This window comes from Micromonospora endophytica, from assembly GCF_003236305.1.
GTDB classification, from domain to species: Bacteria; Actinomycetota; Actinomycetes; order Mycobacteriales; family Micromonosporaceae; genus Micromonospora; species Micromonospora endophytica.
Genome location: NZ_POTX01000046.1, coordinates 1 through 16,791, shown reverse-complemented (window position 1 = coordinate 16,791; position 16,791 = coordinate 1). Strand labels below are relative to the sequence as shown.

Here is a 16,791-nt window from a genome sequence, read left to right as displayed (position 1 = left end):
GACCACGTCGTGGCGTCGCGGCGACCGCGTACCGCGACAGCTCCGCGACGGGGTGTGCCGCCGGTCTGCGCGGAAAAGGGACACGCACCGCCGCTGTCGGGAGATCCTGTCGATAGCGAGAACGGGGGAAACACGGTGGAGAGGCGCAGGCTGACCTGGCTGCTCGTGCTCGCCACCGTACCGGCCGTGGTGGAGGCCGCGATCCTGCTCGGCGTCGGCTTCCAGGCCGCCCGGCCGCTGTCACCGCAGGTCACCGCCGTCTGGCCGTACGACTCGTACCACGACCTGCGCTGGCTGCTGGTCTACCACGACTCGTGGTGGACCTTTCTGCTCGGACTGCTGGCCGTGCTCGGGTTCCGGGGCCTGGTCACCACCGGCCTGACCATGCTGGCCTGGCCGGCTGATCTGCCCCGACCGGGGTGGCGGTGGCTGCTGCGGCGCAACCTGGCGGTCGCCGCGCTCATCGCCGTGGTCGTCTCGCCGTGGGCGGCGCTCGCGGTGGCGTTCTCGGTGGTGGCGCTCTCCTGGTACCTGCTCGCCGCGCTGCTACCGATGCTGCTGCTCGCACCCTTCCTGCAACGCGCCGGGGTGGTGGCGGGCTGGTGGCGGGGGCTGCCGTCGCCGGCGTTGGTGGGCTGGCCGGCGCTGAACTTCGTGGTGCTCACCCTGGCCGGCGCCCTGATCGCGGGCACCCCGCCCTGGGCCGAGGTGCCGCTCGCCGGTCTCGCCGGGGTGGCGAACGGTCTGCTCTGGCGGCAGACCATCCACGCCGCGGTGCGTCCCGCGCGGATTGTCTGGGCCCGGGTTCCGGTGGCGCCGGTGATGATCGTCCTCGTCGTCTTCGCGGCGGTGGCGGCGCAGGGCGTGATCGGCCTGGCGGTCGGCGGCGACCAGCAGTGGCGACCGCCGGTGCTCACCCAACCGCTGTCCGACCGGGTCCGGCACGCGGTGATCGTCCTCGCCGGCCACGATTCGAGTTGGGACGGCACACCACCTGTCGACCCCCGGGTGTCGCGCTTCTCCTATCTCGGGCTCGACGAACAGGGCCAGCCCCGGCCGTACGGGCCGCACGCCACCCACCGGACGCTCGGCTCCAGCGCGGCGTTGCTCGCCGCGCAGGTCGACGTGGTGCACCGCCGTACCGGCCGGCCGGTGGCGCTGGTCGGGCAGAGCGAGGGCGCGATGGTCATCCGCACCTACCTGGAGCAGCGACCGCAGGCGTCGCCGGTGGACACCGCCCTGCTGTTCAGCCCGCTGATCCGTCCCGCGCGGGCGTACTATCCGCTGCCCGGACACTCCGGCTGGGGCGTGGCGACCGGCTGGGAACTGCGCCTGCTCTTCGGCGCGTCGAACCTGTTCCGCGAGGTCGACAGCAACCCGGACGAACCCTTCGTCCGCTCGGTCATGGACAACGCGCCGTTCTACCGCAACCGCACCCTCTGCCCCGTCCCCGGAGTGCGGATGATCGCCTTCCTGCCGACGGTCAGCGCGATCGAGACGCCGCCCGGCCAGCAGGCGCGCATCCCCGTCTACGAGCAGCCGGCCTTCCACGGCGGCCTACTCGGCCGGCAGACCGTGCAGGACCGGCTTGTCGACTTCATCGCCGGTGACCCGGTCAACGAGCCACAGCGCGAGTACGACCTGCTGCAACGGGTGGGCGCGGCCTGGCAGGCACCGCCGCTGCTGCTGTCGCTGAACCCGGTCTGGGCCGCGGAGGGCGAGGGTGATCCGGCCCGCACCGGCCGGATCTGCGAGGACGGCTGAGCTACCGCGAGGACCGTTGAGCTACCGCGAGGCGGGAAGCTGTTCGTCGGCGCGGGCCCGCAGCCGTCGCACCAGCAGCCGGACCGCGACGGCGTACAGCCCCATGGCGATCACCGCCCGGACCGGCTGGTACGGCAGCAGGACGACGCCGGTGCCGATCCCGGCGACGGCGGCGCCGATGCCGACCAGGGCCCACCGCCGTCCGCCGGTCAGCACCGCCAACCCGGCCAGCAGCGTGGCGACGCCGACGGCCAGGTGCAGCCAGGCCCACCCGGTGATGTCGAGGTGGTGGGTGCCGTCCTCGGCCAGCACCACGTACGGATCGGTGAGCGTGTTGGCGTAGGCGGTGAGGATGTCGACGAGGCCGGCACCGGTCAGCAGGGTGCTGGCCAACCATGGCCGGGCCGGTGGCACCGTCCTGTCGTCCGCCACCGGTGCCCGCACGTCACGCTCCCGTTGCCGGGGCCGGAGCCGAGCCGGCTGCGGGTTCGAGTCGCCCCGCCAGTTCCCGCACGGCCGCCTCGTACGTCGGGTCGGTGTGGTACGGCCAGTGCCCGTCGATCGGGGGCGGGACGGTGTCGTCCTCCGGCACGGTGATCCCGCGCGGATCGCGCAACCGTCGGTCGACCGCGCCCGCCGGTCCGGGCGTCCGGGGCCGATCCCCGGGCCAGTGCCCGGAGAAGATCGGGCCGCCGACCGGGTCGGTGTCCCGCCACAGGTTCACCCACCGCCAGCCGACCCGTTCGCCGACCTCCGTCAGCACCCCGTCGCCCAGGAAGGCCGGGCAGACCCGGGCGTAGATCCGGTGCAGCGGGCTGCCATGGGTCAGCAGCGCCACCCGGGGCAGCACCTCCGGTGGCAGTTGGAGCAGGGTGGCGGCGGCGATGACGGAACCGTGCGAGTGCCCGGAAAGGATCACCCCGCCCCCGTGGCTCAGCCCGACGATCCGCTTGGCCAGCTCCGGCACGGCCCGCTCGGCGTAGCAGGGCGGCGCGAACGGGTGCACCGTACGCGGCCAGAAGGTGCCGAGGTCCCAGAGCACCGCGACCGTGCGTCGGGTGCCCTGCGAGCGGTAGGAGAGGAGCCCGAGCAGGAGGATCCCGAGCGCGATCATCCCGATCACGTAGATGCCGACGTCGGTGAGGAGCGCGAGGTTCCTGGTGGCCGTGCCGTCGGTGCCGAACAGCCGGCTGCTCAGCTGCGACGGCCCGATGCCGAGCAGGTCCAGCGCGGCAGTCGCGACCCCGAGCAGCGACAGCACCAGGAACGCGATGAAGACCGGTCCGAGCTGCTCGGTGAACGCGGAGCTGGCGACGGCCTCGCGGACCGCGGTCCGGCGGGACCGGGCCTCCGCCGGCGGGCCGGGGAAGTCCCGCCCGACGATGTGGTCGGCCAGGCGGCGGCGTCGACGCCGGGTGGTCCAGCTCCGCCAGAGCGTCGCCACCGCGACCACCAGGATCGCCGCCAGCCCGGCCAGCGCCGCCCAGCGGTAGGTGACGGGTGGTTCCAGCGGCGGTGCGCCGGGTGGGTTCGGCCGGACCGGGTTCGGGATGTCGCCCCGGTCCAGGAAGTCGGCGACCCGGTAGACCAGGGCGGCGGAGAACCCGTACCCGGCGGCGATCGCCGCGGCGGCGATCACCGGGGCGGTCAGTCCGCTGATCCAGGCCCCGTGCCTGCCGGAGCTGCGCCTCCGCTGGTGCAACGTGGTGATGACCAGCGCGACCAGCAGTCCGGCCTGGACCGCGACGAGGGAGGCGACCGTGGTCTCGTAGCCGGGTAGCTGCCCGCGCGGTGGTTCCGGTTCCAGCGGCACCGCAGTGTAGGTCAGGGCCAGCACGGTGAGCCCGATGACGGCGTACCGCAGGGCCCGGATGCCCCGCAGGTCGACCGGTCCCCGGCCCGGGCCCTCGGTCGGGATCCGCGCCGGCAGGCAGAGCAGGATGCCCCCGACGGCCAGCAGTAGCATGGACAGGACATAGCCGACGTACGCCAGCGGCGTGGGGCGGATGCTCAGTTGTGCGGCGAGCAGGAGCGCGCTGAGGGTGCCGAGACCGATCGCGAGATGCAGGGCGCGTAGCCGCTGCACCACCAGCGCGTCGTTCCAGAATCCGGGCAGGTCGATCTGGTCCTCGCCGCCGCTGACGCGGGTCTGGCCCCGGCTGGCCGAGAACGCCTCGAACGTCTGGGCGGAGCGTTTGCCGAGCCAGCCGAGCAGCCACAGCCCGGCGATCGGCACCAGCGCGAGGATCGCCAGTCGCGGCCCGAGCGGCAGGTGCGCCAGCCAGCCCAGGTAGGGCCGGCCGCGCAGGCACGGATGGTAGGGCACGCACTGCCAGCCGACGACGTCGATGCTGATCCCGACCAGGGAGAGCACGAAGGCGGAGGTGATCGTGCCGGCCAGCAGCCGGCACAGCGGGCCGATCAGCCCGCCGGTCCCGCCGGTCGCCGGCCGGGTCCAGGCGGCGAGGTTGACGAGCATGAACGGCAGCAGGAACAGCAGCGAGAGGGTCCGGGCGGCGGCGCCCGCGGTCAGCGCCCCCCAGCGGTACGCCTCCACACTGAACCCGGTGGGTCGGTCGCTGATCCCGAACCCGGGACGCGGGCGGTAGAAGCCGGCGTTGGCGTCGCCGGCCACCCGGATCACCACCGGGTGGTCGAGCAGCTCTTCGGCGGAGGCGCCGGAGACCCCGTGCACCCGTAGCTCGACCACCTCGTGTGCCAACGCCCCGCCTTCCGGCCGCCGCTTTCGGCTCACCGTAAAGAACTGGCCCGGGCCGGCGCGGGCGTTTCGGTCGACCTCACTCCCGGGCGTAGCGCAACATCAAGGTGCCGTCACCGGCGAGCAGCACGTGGCGCAGCGGCAGGCCGCGTACCGGACTCGGATCGCCGGCGGTGATCCGGCCGGCGCCGGGGCCGGCGAGCAGCGGGGCGACCGAGAGGCAGACCTCGTCCACCAGGTCCGCGGTGGTGAGCGCACCGAACAGTCGCGGTCCGCCCTCGCAGAGCACCTGGTCGAGCCCGCGCTCGCGGAGCACGGCCAGGCCGGCGGCGAGGTCGACCTCCGCGACGCCGCAACGCACCACCTCGGCCACCTCGGCCAGCCCGGACGGGATCGGCGGACCGTCGCGGGTGAGCACCACGGGGCGTACCGGCGCGTCGGCGAAGGCGGCCTGGTGGGGATCGAGGTCGAGGCTGGCGGAGACCACCACCAGCGTGGGGTAGTCGGTCAGCCCGTGTGCCCGCCGCCAGGCCCGCCGTCGCGGGTCGAGGCGGAGCGCCCGATAGCCCTCCTGGCGCAGCGTGCCGGCGGCCACCAGCAGCGCGTCGCAGAGCATCCGCAGCAGCGCGAAGACCCGCTTGTCGGGTACGCCGGACAGGCCGGCGGAGTAACCGTCCACGCTCACCGCGCCGTCGATGCTCGTCACGAAGTTCATTCGCAGCCGAGGGGAGTCGGCGCGGCCGTACCGTGCGACGAGTGTCTCGTCGTCGACAGGAGCGGGCGACGGGTCGGGCCAGAGTGGGCAAATCGTCGCGTCGGCGCTCATTCGCCCGCCGGACCGGTGACGACAGGGGTGGGTCGGGGGGTACGGTGCTGACAGTCGCACCAGTTCCGGCCCGGGCAGTGGTCGTGCCGCCGCGTCCGGCACGCTCGGCAGATCATGCTCGCAGCCTATGCCGAGGGAGGATGGGACAGCATGCCGCGTCAGATCTTCCAGTTGAGGATCTCCCTGGCCGGGGTCCGTCCCGCGGTCTGGCGCCGGGTGCTCGTGCCCGGCGGGTACACCCTGGATCGCCTGCATCGGGTGGTGCAGCTCGCCATCGGCTGGCGCGACTGCCACCTGCACACCTTCGAGATCGACGGCATGCAGTACGGCGAGCCGGGTCTCGACGGCGAGCTGGCCGTGCGGGACGAGTTGGACGTCCGGCTCGACGCGGTGCTTGGCAAGGGCGGCCGGTTCCACTACACGTACGACTTCGGCGACTGGTGGGAGCATGACCTGCTGGTGGAGGACGTCTTCGCGGCCGAGGTGGGCGAGCGCTACCCGACCTGCCTGGACGGCGAGCGGGCCGGTCCGCCGGAGGATGTCGGTGGGCCGCAGGGCTTTCTGCTGCTGGTCGCGGCGCTCGACGATCCGGGGCATCCCGAGCACGACTCGCTGCGTGACTGGGTGGGTGCCGGCTATGATCCGTCGGCCTTCGACGCCGGGCGGACCACCACCCTGCTGCGCCGTTTCTGCTGACCAGCGACTGTCAGCGGCACCCATTACCCGGGGTGACCGGGTGGGTTCAACGACTAAACCATTTTAGCGGTAACGATCTGGGAACGCTCCCAGCAGACTATTGACACTCCCGATACCTCCCGGCAATCTCATGGGAGCGTTCCCAAGAGGTGTGGATCACAGTCCCGCCCGTCCGGGGCGCCGCCGCCGGCTGAACCAGCCGGTGCCGGCAGGCGCTGCGGCACCCCCCACCACACAAGATCAAGCCTCACCATCGAAAGAGGGGTCAGGATGAGCCTCACCACGCGGCGTTCCCGCATGGCGGCAGCCACCCTGGCCGCGATCACCGCTGTCGGCGGTCTCGCGGCCTGCGGCAATGACGACGAACCGACCACTGCGGACGGCAAGCCCGCCAAGCTGGTCGTGGACACCTTCGGCGAGTTCGGCTACGACGAACTCGTCAAGCAGTACGAGCAGCAGACCGGCATCAAGGTCGAGCTGCGCAAGACCGCGCAGCTGCGGGAGTACCGTCCCAAGCTGGTCCGCTACCTGGCCACCGGCCAGGGTGCGGCCGACGTGACGGCCCTGGAAGAGGGCATCCTCAACGAGTTCAAGGCCAACCCGCGCAACTGGGCCGACCTCACCCCGTTGATCGACGACCACTCCAAGGAATACCTGCCCTGGAAGTGGGAGCTGGGCAAGGCGCCGGACGGTCGCCTGATCGGCCTGCCCACCGACGTCGGCAGCCTCGCCGTCTGCTACCGCAAGGACCTGTTCGAGGCGGCCGGTCTGCCCACCGAGCGCGACCAGGTGTCGGCGCTCTGGCCAGATTGGAACGGCTTCCACCAGGCCGGCCAGAAGTACAAGACGGCCACTGGTAAGGGCTTCATCGACTCGATCACCGCAGTCTCGAACGGCGTGCTGTTCCAGCAGGGCAGCGACCTGTTCTACGACAAGGAGAACAACATCATCGCGGACACCAGCCCCGCGGTGAAGGCCGCGTGGGAGACCGCGACCTCGATGGCGGACATCTCCGCCAAGGCCGAGACCTGGTCGCCGGCGTGGAACGCCGGCTTCAAGCAGGGCACCTTCGCGGCGACCTTCTGCCCCTCCTGGATGCTCGGCATCGTCGAGGAGAACTCCGGTGAGGGCAACAAGGGCAAGTGGGACGTGGCGGCCGTGCCCGGTGGCGGCGGCAACTGGGGCGGCTCGTGGCTGGCCGTGCCGGAGCAGAGCAAGCACCAGAAGGAGGCGGCGAAGCTCGCCGAGTTCCTGACCAACGCCACCAACCAGGTGGAGGCATTCAAGGCCAGTGGCCCGCTGCCCACCAACCTGGAGGCGCTGAAGAACGAGGCGTTCCTCAGCTACACCAACGAGTACTTCAGCGGCGCGCCGACCGGCAAGATCTTCGGGGAGAGCGTCAGCAAGATCCAGCCGGTGCACCTCGGCCCGAAGCACCAGGCGGTCAAGGAGAACGCGCTCGAGCCGGCGCTGCGGGTATTTGAGAACGGGCGGGCCAGCAAGGACGCGGCCTGGACTCAGTTCACGAAGGACGCTGCGACCCAGGGCGCCTTCTGAGTCAATCTCCTGCCGGTGGCGTCCGGGGAACTCCTCCCCGGACGCCACCGGTCGGTCCCCCTCCGTGTAGCACCCCGCGCGAGGACCGCTGATCCTCGCCGCCGGGAAAGGAAACCCCTCCATGAGCCTGTCGGCCACGACGGCCCCCCCGTCGCCAGCTCCGCCGCCTCACCCCACAGCGCCCCGCCGTCGGCGGGGGAGCCTGCTCAACCGCCTGGATCTCAAGTACTCCCCGTACCTCTACATAGCGCCGTTCTTCCTCATCTTCGGCATCTTCGGGCTGTACCCGATGCTGCGTACCGCCTGGATGTCCCTGCACGACTGGGACATGATCGGCGACCACTCGTTCATCGGCATCGACAACTACACCCGGTTGTTCGGCGACGAGTACTTCTGGAACGCCCTCGTCAACACCTTCGGGATCTTCCTGCTGTCGACCATCCCGCAGCTACTGCTGGCGCTCTTCCTGGCCAACCTGCTCAACCGCACCTTCCTGCGCGCCAAGACCTTCTTCCGGATGTCCATCTTCATCCCGAACGTGGTCTCGGTGGCCGCGGTGGCGATCGTCTTCGGCATGCTCTACCAGCGCGACTTCGGCCTGTTCAACTGGTTGTTGAGCTTCTTCGGGGTGGACGCCATCGACTGGAACGGTGAGCGGTGGAGTTCCTGGACCGCGCTCGCCACCATGGTCAACTGGCGGTGGACCGGTTACAACACCCTGATCCTGCTCGCCGGCATGCAGGCCATCCCCAAGGATCTCTACGAGGCGGCCGCGATCGACGGCGCCAGCCAGTGGCGGCAGTTCTGGCAGATCACCCTGCCCATGCTCAAGCCCACCTTCATCTTCGTGGTCATCCTTTCCACGATCGGTGGCATGCAGCTCTTCACCGAGCCCCTGCTCTTCGCCAACGGCAACATCCTCGGTGGTGACCAGCGGCAGTTCCAGACCCTGGCCATGTACATGTACGAGATGGGCATCGTGAACCTGAACACCGCCGGTTACGGCGCCGCCGTCGCCTGGGCGATCTTCATGATCATCGTGCTGGTGTCGCTGATCAACTTCGTACTCGTCCGCCGTACGGCGAAGTGAGGAGAGACCAGTGACCTCGGCTTCCCAGCGCCTCTGGCGCACCAGCCCGCTGACCTACCTGGCGCTCGTCCTGGCCGCCCTGCTGTCGATCTACCCGTTCTACTACATGGTCGTCATCGGCACCCGCAGCCTGGAGGCGATCAACGACGTACCGCCGCCGTTCACCCCGGGCAGCGCCTTCAGCGACAACTTCGGCCGGGTGCTCGACAACGACGCGGCCAACTTCCTCACCGGCCTGATGAACTCGGTGATCGTCTCCTCGGTGGTCACCGTGTCGGTGGTGCTCACCGGCTCGCTCGCCGGGTTCGCCTTCGCCAAGCTGCGCTTCCGGGGCCGCAACGCCCTGCTGCTGATGATCGTCGTCACCATGATGATCCCGACCCAGATGGGCCTCATCCCGCTCTGGGGCATGATGCAGTCGTTGGGGTGGTACGACTCCCTGGCCGCGGTCACCGTGCCCTTCCTGGTCAGCGCCTTCGGCGTGTTCATGATGCGGCAGTACGCCAGCCAGGCGATCTCGGACGAGCTGATCGAGGCCGGTCGGGTCGACGGGGCCAGCACCTTCCGTATCTACTGGAACATCGTGCTGCCCGCGCTGCGCCCCGCCGCCGCCGTGCTCGGCCTGCTGACCTTCATGGAGCAGTGGAACTCCTTCCTCTGGCCGTACGCGATCCTCACCCCGGAGAACCCGACCCTCCAGGTTTCGCTCTCCTTCCTCTCGTACGCCTACTACACCGACTATTCCCAGGTCTTCGCGGCCACCGCGATCGGCACCCTGCCCCTGGTGATCGTCTTCATCGTCTTCGGCCGCCAGATCATCGGCGGCATCATGGAAGGTGCAGTCAAGTCGTGAGCAACCCCGCCACCCCACCCGTCGTCGGCGTTCTCGACGAGCCGGCGCCGCTCACCTTCCCGCCCGGTTTCCTCTGGGGGGCGGCCACCGCCGCCTACCAGATCGAGGGCGCGGCGGCCGAGGGTGGGCGTACCCCGTCGATCTGGGACACCTTCAGCCACACGGAGGGCAAGACCGTCGCCGGGCACACCGGTGACGTCGCCTGCGACCACTACCACCGGCTCACCGACGACGTGCGGCTGATGGCCGAGCTGGGGTTGAAGTCGTACCGCTTCTCCGTGTCCTGGCCGCGGGTGCAGCCGGGCGGGTCGGGCCCGGCCAACGCCGAGGGGCTGGACTTCTACCGCCGGCTCATCGACGAGCTGCTGGCCAACGGGATCGAGCCCTGGCTCACCCTCTACCACTGGGACCTGCCCCAGGAGCTGGAGGAGGCCGGCGGCTGGCCGGCCCGGGACACCGCCGCCCGGTTCGCCGACTACACGCAGCTGGTGGCGGACGCGCTCGGCGACCGGGTGAAGTACTGGACCACCCTGAACGAGCCGTGGTGCTCGGCCTTCCTCGGCTACGGCTCCGGGGTGCACGCCCCGGGCCGCTCCGACGGGGCCGCCGCGGTCCACGCCGGGCACCACCTGATGCTCGGGCACGGGCTCGCCGTGCAGGCGCTGCGCGCGGCCCGGCCGGACGCGCAGCTCGGGGTGACCGTCAACCTGTACCCGGTGAACCCGGCCAGCGACTCGCCCGCCGACGTGGACGCGGCCCGGCGCATCGACGGGCTGGCCAACCGGTTCTTCCTCGACCCGCTGCTGCGCGGGGAGTACCCTGCCGACCTGGTCGCCGACCTGGCCAAGGTGACCGACTTCGGGCACGTCCGGGACGGCGACCTGGCCACCATCGCCACGCCGCTGGACGTGGTCGGGGTCAACTACTACAGCCGCCACGTGGTGGCCGCGCCGGTGCCCGGCGAGGAGCCGGAGCAGTACTGGCGGGCCCCGTCCAGCTGGCCCGGCAGCGAGGACGTCCGGTTCGTCACCCGGGGCTTCCCGGTCACCGACATGGGGTGGGAGATCGACGCCCCGGGCCTGGTGGAGACGCTGCGCCGGGTGCACGAGGAGTACACTGACCTGCCGCTCTACGTGACGGAGAACGGGTCGGCCTTCGTCGACGCGGTGGTCGACGGACAGGTCGACGACGCCGACCGGCTGGCGTACTTCGACGCGCACCTGCGCGCCGCGCACGAGGCGATCAGCGTCGGTGTGCCCCTGCGGGGATACTTTGCCTGGTCGCTGATGGATAATTTCGAGTGGGCCTGGGGTTACACCAAGCGGTTCGGCATGATCCACGTCGACTACGACAGCCAGATCCGCATCCCCAAGTCCAGCGCCAGGTGGTACGCGGAGGTCATCCGACGCAACGGTCTGGCCGCACAATAAGGCGACGGCCAGCCAGTAACGGGCGGTCCGGCATCGACGCTGAACCAGGTGCCGGGCCCGCCTGATGTCGGAGGAGCAGACGATGACAACGCAGCGCACCCGGTCACTCGGGCGCCCGACCCTCGACGCGGTCGCTGCCCGAGCCGGAGTCGGCCGCGGGACAGTCTCCCGCGTGGTCAACGGCTCTCCCCAGGTGAGCCCGGAGGCCCGGGCCGCGGTGCAGCAGGCCATCGCCGAGCTGGGTTACGTGCCGAACCGGGCCGCCCGGGCGCTCGTCACCCAGCGGACCGACTCGGTGGCCCTGGTGGTCAGCGAGTCCGGTGAGCGGCTCTTCGCCGAGCCGTTCTTCGCCGGCGTGGTACGCGGCGTCAGTTCGGTGCTGCTGGAGACACCGCTGCAACTCTGGCTGGCCATGGCGCAGTCGCCGCTGGAGCGGGAGCGGGTCGAGCACCACCTGACCAACCAGCACGTCGACGGCGTACTGCTGCTCTCGCTGCACGACGCCGACCCGCTGCCGACCCTGTTGGAGGAGCGCGGCCTGCCCACCGTGCTCGGCGGCCGGCCGGCGCGGATGCTGCACCCCGACGCCCAGCCGGCTTCCTTCGTCGACGTGGACAACGCCGGCGGCGCCCGGCAGGCGGTGGAATATCTGGCCGATCGAGGGCGGCGGCGCATCGCCACCATCGCCGGCCCCCAGGACATGGGCGCCGGCCTGGCCCGCCTCTCCGGCTACCGGGACGCGGTACGCACCGCCGGTTTCGGGCTCAACCCCGACCTGATCGCGTACGGCGACTTCAGCGAGGAGAGCGGGACGACGGCCATGCGGCAGTTGCTGGATCGCTGCCCCGACCTGGACGCGGTCTTCGTCGCCGCCGACCTGATGGCCGCCGGCGCGATGCGTACCCTGCGGGAGGCCGGTCGGCGGGTGCCGCAGGACGTGGCGGTGATCGGCTTCGACGACGCGCCCATCGCCCGGCAGACCGACCCGCCGCTGACCTCGGTCTTCCAGCCGGTCGACGAGATGGGCCGGCAGATGGCACGGATGCTTGTCGCCCGGATCCGCGGCGACGAGATCTACGAGCCACACCTAGTCCTGGACACCAAACTCGTCGAACGCGCCTCCGCCTGAGGTGAAAGGAGGGGCCCCCTATTAACGCCTGCGGTATAGCAGGGGCCCCCTGTTAACACCACGAACGCGAGCTGCCGCGACGAACGCGAAGAACGCGCGAGCTGCCGCGACGAACGCGAAGAACGCGCGGGCTGCCGCGACGAACGCGGGCTAGTACGACGAACGCGAGCAACGCGGGCTGCCGCGACGAACGCGGGCTAGTACGACGAGCGCGAGGCGGGGTGCTCCCAGCGGCGCAGCTCGCGTTTGGCGAGACTGGCCCGGTGCACCTCGTCCGGGCCGTCGGCCAGCCGGAGGGTGCGGGCCTGGGCCCAGAGCGCCGCGAGCGGGGTGTCCTGGCTGACTCCGGCGCCGCCGTACGCCTGGATCGCCTTGTCGATCACCCACTCCGCCATTGCCGGTGTGGCGATCTTGATGGCCTGGATCTCCGTGTGCGCGCCCTTGTTGCCGACCGTGTCCATCAGCCAGGCCGTCTTGAGCACCAGCAACCGGGCCTGTTCGATGCGGACCCGGGACTCCGCGATCCACTCGCGTACCACGCCCTGTTCGGCAAGGGGACGGCCGAACGCGACCCGTTCGGTGACCCGCCGGCAGAGCAGTTCCAGGGCCCGCTCGGCCATGCCGATCAGCCGCATGCAGTGGTGGATCCGGCCCGGCCCGAGCCGCGCCTGGGCGATGGCGAAGCCGGCACCCTCGGCGCCGACGAGGTTCTCCGCAGGCACCCGTACGCCGGAGAAGTCGATCTCGGCGTGCCCGCCGTGCGGGCCGTCGGAGTAACCGAAGACCGTCATGCCCCGGCGGACGGTGACGCCCGGGGTGTCCCGGGGGACCAGGATCATGCTCTGCTGCCGGTGCCGGGCAGCATCCGGATCGGTCCGGCCCATCACCACGAGGATCGCGCAGGCCGGATCCATCGCCCCGGAGGCCCACCACTTGCGGCCGTCGATCACGTAGTGGTCCCCGTCGCGCCGGATCGAGGTGGCGATGTTCGTCGCGTCCGAGGAGGCCACCGCCGGCTCGGTCATGCAGAACGCCGAGCGGATCTCGCCGGCCAGCAGCGGCGTGAGCCACCGGTCCTGCTGCGCGGGGGAGCCGAACTCGGCGAGCAGCTCCATGTTGCCGGTGTCCGGCGCGGCGCAGTTGAGCGCCTCGGGTGCCAGGTGTGGACTGCGTCCGGTCAGCTCGGCCAGGGGTGCGTACTGGAGGTTCGTCAGCCCGGCACCGTGGCGCGGATCGGGCAGGAAGAGGTTCCACAGGCCGCGCCGGCGGGCCTCGGCCTGCAACTCGGCAAGCACCGGTGGCCGGGCCCACGGGTCACCGGCGGCGGTGACCTGGGCGGCGTGCACCGCCTCGGCCGGGTACACGTGCCGGTCCAGGAACTCGGTCAACTCGGCGCGGAGCCGCTCGGTGCGCTCGTCGTACGCGAAGTCCATCATGCCTCCCCGAGGGTGCGTAGTCCGTGCTCCACAAGCGGGGTCACCAGCGCACCGATGGCCTCGAAACCGTCGCCGACGGTCTGCCCGAGGGTGTGCCGGTAGTGGATGCCCTCGCAGATCACGGCGAGCTTGAAGCAGCCGAGCGCCACGTGCCAGTGCAGCGGGCCGACCGGCACGTCGCTGCCGGCGGCGTACCTGTCGATCAGCTGCGCGCCGGTGGGAAAACCTGCCCGGGGCCCCAGCACGTCCATGCCGGAGCCGCCCGGGTCGAGGTTGCCGAGCACGTCCCAGTACGTCAGCAGCAGGCCGAGGTCGGCCAGCGGATCACCGAGGGTGGCCATCTCCCAGTCGAGCACCGCGGTCACCGCGACCGGGTCGACCGTGACGAGCAGATTGTCCAGCCGGTAGTCACCGTGCACCACCCGGGCGGCGTACCGACCCTCGGGTGTGGTGGCGGCGAGCCGGTCGCGCAGCTCGTCGATGCCGGGCAGGGCACGGCTGCGGGACCGGTCGAGCTGCCCGGACCAGCGGCGGACCTGCCGGGCCAGGTAGCCCTCGGGTCGGCCGAAATCGGCCAGGCCGATCGCCGCCGGCTCGACCGCGTGCAGCGCCGCGAGGGTGTCCATCATCGCCATGGCCAGCTCGTGCCGCTGCCCGGCGGTGAGGCGGTCGCTGCGCGCCCGGCTACGGAACACCTCGCCGGGCATCCGCTCCATCAGGTAGAACGGTGCGCCGATCGGTTCGGCGTCCGCACAGAGCAGCACCGCCTCGGGTACGGGGACGCCGGTCGATGCCAGCGTCGAGATCACCCGGAACTCGCGGGCCATGTCGTGCGCGGTGGCCAGTACGTGCCCGAGCGGTGGCCGGCGGAGCACCAGCTCCCGCCCGCCGACCCGGAGCAGGTAGGTCAGATTGGACCGGCCGCCGGCGATCAGCTCGGCCCGCACCGGTCCGTCGGCCAGGTCGGGCCGGTGCACCGCGAGATAGTCGCCGAGCCGGTCCAGATCCAGACCGGCGGGGGAGCCGGCGGCCGGGGGCGGGGTCTGGTCCGCCGGATCGGTCATCCGGACAGTTCATGGCAGCTCGCGAGGCTTGTCAAGGTCAGGTTTAGCCCGGGGGACATGCCGCAGCAACAGGGACGAAATGGTCAAGTGGCAGGCTGCTGATCAGCCTGCCGGCACTCTGCCGGCCCGCCGAGCGGAGGGTTTGCGATGTTGCTGCGCGTTCGGGTCACCCTGCCGGACCGTCCGGGAACCCTCGGCCAGGTGGCCCGCACCCTCGGGGTGTCGGGTGCGGACATCGTGCAGGTGGTCGTCCTGGAACGGCTCGGCGGGCGGGCCGTGGACGACTTCACCGTGGTGTGGCCGGGCGCCGCCCGGGTGGAGCGGTTGCTCGCCGGTCTGGCGGCGATCCCCGGCGTACGGGTGGACGGGGTGTGGCGGGCGATCGGCGCGCCCACCACCACCGGCCAGGACGCCGAGTTGCTCGCCCAGGTAGCCGCCAACCCGGCCGACGGGCTGGCCACCGTGGTCGACGCGGTGCCCGGTCTGCTCGCCGCCGACTGGGCGGTCGCGGCGGTGGTGCCGGTGGACTGGGCCTCCCGCACCGGCGGCGGCGGAGCGACGATCGGGCACGCCAGTTGGCGTACGCCCGTGCCGCCCCGGCTGCCTGAGGTGACTCCGCTGCGCGCCCGGTCGATGACCATGCCCGACGGCGGCCATTTCGCTGTCGCGCCGTTCGGTCGGGCCGGGTTGGTGCTGGTGGTGTCCCGGGAGCACAGCGAGACGCTCGCGCCGGCGGCGTTCCACTGCACCGAGGTGGACCGGTTGGCCCAGTTGGTCCGGGCCAGTGCGGTGATCCTCGGCGACCGGCTCGACCTGGTCGGCAGCCCGTCCGTCAGCGCCAACCCGTGACCCCGCCGGAGCTGCTGTGACGCACACCGCAGTACCGGTCGCGGGCGGACACCGTCAGGCAACCGGCCGGCAACAGGCGGGGGCGAGGGTAGGACGGGAAGGGAGGCGACCATGACGCTGTGGCGGATCCGAGCCACCGTGGACGACCGACCGGGCTACCTGTCGGTGCTCACGGCGAGCCTCGCGCTGCGTGGAGTCAACATTCTCAGCGTGCAGGTGCACACCACCGAAGGCGGTGCGGTCGACGACTTCCTTGTCGACGCGCCGGACACCCTCGACGAGGCGGAGCTGATCGCCGCCGTGGAGCGTGGCCGGGGCCGCGACTGTTGGGTGGCGCGCAGCGAGGCGCGCGGCCTGGCCGACCAGCCGACCCGGGTGCTCGGGTTGGCCGCCCGGCTGGTGTACGACCCGGACGCGACCGGCGAGGTGCTGCGCACCCTGCTCGGCGCGGACGAGGTGACCTGGCGACCCGTGCCGGGTGCTGCCCGGTCGGGCATCGACGGTGTGACGATGCTGCTGGCCGATCCGAACGGTGGGTCGTACCTCCTGCACCGGGTCGCGCCGAGCTTCACTCCGGCGGAGTACGCGCGGGCGCAGGCGTTGCTGGAGGTGGGCGCGGCAGCGGCCCGCCGGGCCAGCGAACTGGTCACCGTCGTCCTGCCCGACGGTGCCGAGCTGACCGTGCGTCCGGCGGTCGCCGACGACCTGGCGGCCGTGGTCGAGCTGCACGAACGCTGCTCGGCGCGTACCCGCCAGCGCCGTTACCTGGCTGGTGGGGCGCTGCCCTCCCCGGCCCGCCTGCGTCGGCTGCTGGAGCCGGCCCGAGGGGTGACCCTGATCGCCGCGACGACCGGCTCCGACGGGGCGGCGGAGTCGGTCGTCGCGATGGCACACCTGCTCGCCGAGGGCGACGAGGCCGAGCTGGCGCTGCTGGTGCGCGACGACTGGCAGCGCCGCGGGCTGGGCTCGACCCTGCTGCGGCGGTTGACCAGGCAGGCCGAGTCGGCAGGCTATGCGGCGATGGTGCTGCATGTGCAGGCGGACAACACGCCGATGCTGCGTACGCTGCGCCGGCTGGCCCGGCCCACCCGGGTCGAGCACGACGCCGGGCTGATGACGCTGACCGTGCCCCTGACCGCTGGGACGGCGACGGCGGCTGACGAGCCACCTGCCGATCCCGGTGCCGACGGCGCACACCGGCTGCCGAGCAACCCGCCGATCCCCGCGCAACACGCGGGCTCACCAACGACCTGCTGATGCCGGTGCCGCGCACCGGCTGACGACGGGACAAGCTGACCGACCTCCGGTGCGGAGGCCGGTGAGGAGGGCAGGGCACCCGGTTCGGGGCCCTGCCCTCCGCCCGTCCCCACCCCCAGAC

14 protein-coding genes are annotated in these 16,791 nt (G+C 71.6%); 9 read left to right on the top strand and 5 right to left on the bottom strand.

Annotation, left to right across the window (positions count from 1 at the left end; all coding sequences use genetic code 11):
- The first annotated feature begins 135 nt into the window (after positions 1-135).
- Complete coding sequence (locus C1I93_RS09785) at positions 136-1,764, top strand: lipase family protein (protein ID WP_111242924.1); 1,629 nt, start codon at positions 136-138, stop codon at positions 1,762-1,764.
- A gap of 21 nt (positions 1,765-1,785) precedes the next feature.
- Here C1I93_RS09785 and C1I93_RS09780 read toward each other — a convergent pair whose 3' ends face one another.
- The 3 genes from C1I93_RS09780 to C1I93_RS09770 form a co-directional block, all read right to left on the bottom strand.
- Positions 1,786-2,208: a DUF7144 family membrane protein gene (locus tag C1I93_RS09780; RefSeq protein ID WP_111242923.1), complete on the bottom strand. Its 423-nt coding sequence runs from the start codon at positions 2,206-2,208 to the stop codon at positions 1,786-1,788.
- Between the two features lies 1 nt (position 2,209).
- Positions 2,210-4,486, bottom strand: a complete 2,277-nt coding sequence (locus C1I93_RS09775) for a hypothetical protein (protein WP_223256608.1) — start codon at positions 4,484-4,486, stop codon at positions 2,210-2,212.
- A 76-nt stretch (positions 4,487-4,562) separates the two neighbouring features.
- The gene (locus C1I93_RS09770; RefSeq protein WP_111242921.1) at positions 4,563-5,309 is read right to left on the bottom strand and encodes a pyrimidine reductase family protein; all 747 of its coding nucleotides are present in this window, start codon (positions 5,307-5,309) and stop codon (positions 4,563-4,565) included.
- A gap of 150 nt (positions 5,310-5,459) precedes the next feature.
- Here C1I93_RS09770 and C1I93_RS09765 point away from each other — a divergent pair, with 150 nt between their 5' ends.
- The 6 genes from C1I93_RS09765 to C1I93_RS09740 all read left to right on the top strand — a co-directional run bounded on the left by C1I93_RS09765 (position 5,460) and on the right by C1I93_RS09740 (position 12,064).
- A complete protein-coding gene (locus tag C1I93_RS09765) occupies positions 5,460-6,005 on the top strand; it encodes a plasmid pRiA4b ORF-3 family protein (RefSeq protein ID WP_111242920.1) in 546 nt (181 codons plus the stop codon).
- Positions 6,006-6,275: 270 nt separating this feature from the next.
- Positions 6,276-7,562, top strand: coding sequence for an ABC transporter substrate-binding protein (locus tag C1I93_RS09760; protein WP_111242919.1), 1,287 nt, complete (start codon positions 6,276-6,278; stop codon positions 7,560-7,562).
- Positions 7,563-7,683: 121 nt separating this feature from the next.
- Entirely contained in the window at positions 7,684-8,652 is a 969-nt protein-coding gene (locus C1I93_RS09755; protein WP_111242918.1) for a carbohydrate ABC transporter permease, read from the top strand.
- 10 nt (positions 8,653-8,662) lie between these two features.
- Entirely contained in the window at positions 8,663-9,505 is an 843-nt protein-coding gene (locus tag C1I93_RS09750; RefSeq protein WP_111242917.1) for a carbohydrate ABC transporter permease, read from the top strand.
- On the top strand, positions 9,502-10,935 hold the full coding sequence (locus C1I93_RS09745; RefSeq protein WP_111242916.1) for a GH1 family beta-glucosidase: 1,434 nt from the start codon (positions 9,502-9,504) through the stop codon (positions 10,933-10,935). The genes C1I93_RS09750 and C1I93_RS09745 overlap by 4 nt, the downstream gene beginning before the upstream one ends.
- Positions 10,936-11,017: 82 nt before the next feature.
- Positions 11,018-12,064, top strand: a complete 1,047-nt coding sequence (locus C1I93_RS09740) for a LacI family DNA-binding transcriptional regulator (RefSeq protein WP_111242935.1) — start codon at positions 11,018-11,020, stop codon at positions 12,062-12,064.
- A 197-nt stretch (positions 12,065-12,261) separates the two neighbouring features.
- Here the strand turns inward: C1I93_RS09740 and C1I93_RS09735 are convergent, their stop codons facing one another.
- Both C1I93_RS09735 and C1I93_RS09730 read right to left on the bottom strand, forming a co-directional pair.
- A complete protein-coding gene (locus C1I93_RS09735; protein WP_111242915.1) occupies positions 12,262-13,497 on the bottom strand; it encodes an acyl-CoA dehydrogenase family protein in 1,236 nt (411 codons plus the stop codon).
- Positions 13,497-14,564 (bottom strand): phosphotransferase family protein, encoded by a 1,068-nt coding sequence (locus tag C1I93_RS09730; protein ID WP_111242914.1) that lies wholly within the window; start codon positions 14,562-14,564, stop codon positions 13,497-13,499. Before C1I93_RS09730 ends, C1I93_RS09735 begins: the two co-directional genes overlap by 1 nt.
- Before the next feature lie 147 nt (positions 14,565-14,711).
- Between C1I93_RS09730 and C1I93_RS09725 the strand changes: the two genes are divergently transcribed.
- Positions 14,712-15,413, top strand: a complete 702-nt coding sequence (locus tag C1I93_RS09725) for an ACT domain-containing protein (RefSeq protein WP_111242913.1) — start codon at positions 14,712-14,714, stop codon at positions 15,411-15,413.
- Between the two features lie 111 nt (positions 15,414-15,524).
- On the top strand, positions 15,525-16,670 hold the full coding sequence (locus tag C1I93_RS09720) for a GNAT family N-acetyltransferase (protein ID WP_111242912.1): 1,146 nt from the start codon (positions 15,525-15,527) through the stop codon (positions 16,668-16,670).
- Positions 16,671-16,791: the final 121 nt, after the last annotated feature.

Bases quoted from the DNA above. Each gene is read 5' to 3' on its own strand.
- C1I93_RS09770 (WP_111242921.1), bottom strand. From the start codon at position 5,309: ATGAGCGCCGACGCGACGATTTGCCCACTCTGGCCCGACCCGTCGCCC.
- C1I93_RS09765 (WP_111242920.1), top strand. From the start codon at position 5,460: ATGCCGCGTCAGATCTTCCAGTTGAGGATCTCCCTGGCCGGGGTCCGT.
- C1I93_RS09760 (WP_111242919.1), top strand. From the start codon at position 6,276: ATGAGCCTCACCACGCGGCGTTCCCGCATGGCGGCAGCCACCCTGGCC.
- C1I93_RS09755 (WP_111242918.1), top strand. From the start codon at position 7,684: ATGAGCCTGTCGGCCACGACGGCCCCCCCGTCGCCAGCTCCGCCGCCT.
- C1I93_RS09740 (WP_111242935.1), top strand. From the start codon at position 11,018: ATGACAACGCAGCGCACCCGGTCACTCGGGCGCCCGACCCTCGACGCG.
- C1I93_RS09735 (WP_111242915.1), bottom strand. From the start codon at position 13,497: ATGGACTTCGCGTACGACGAGCGCACCGAGCGGCTCCGCGCCGAGTTG.
- C1I93_RS09730 (WP_111242914.1), bottom strand. From the start codon at position 14,564: ATGACCGATCCGGCGGACCAGACCCCGCCCCCGGCCGCCGGCTCCCCC.
- C1I93_RS09725 (WP_111242913.1), top strand. From the start codon at position 14,712: ATGTTGCTGCGCGTTCGGGTCACCCTGCCGGACCGTCCGGGAACCCTC.
- C1I93_RS09720 (WP_111242912.1), top strand. From the start codon at position 15,525: ATGACGCTGTGGCGGATCCGAGCCACCGTGGACGACCGACCGGGCTAC.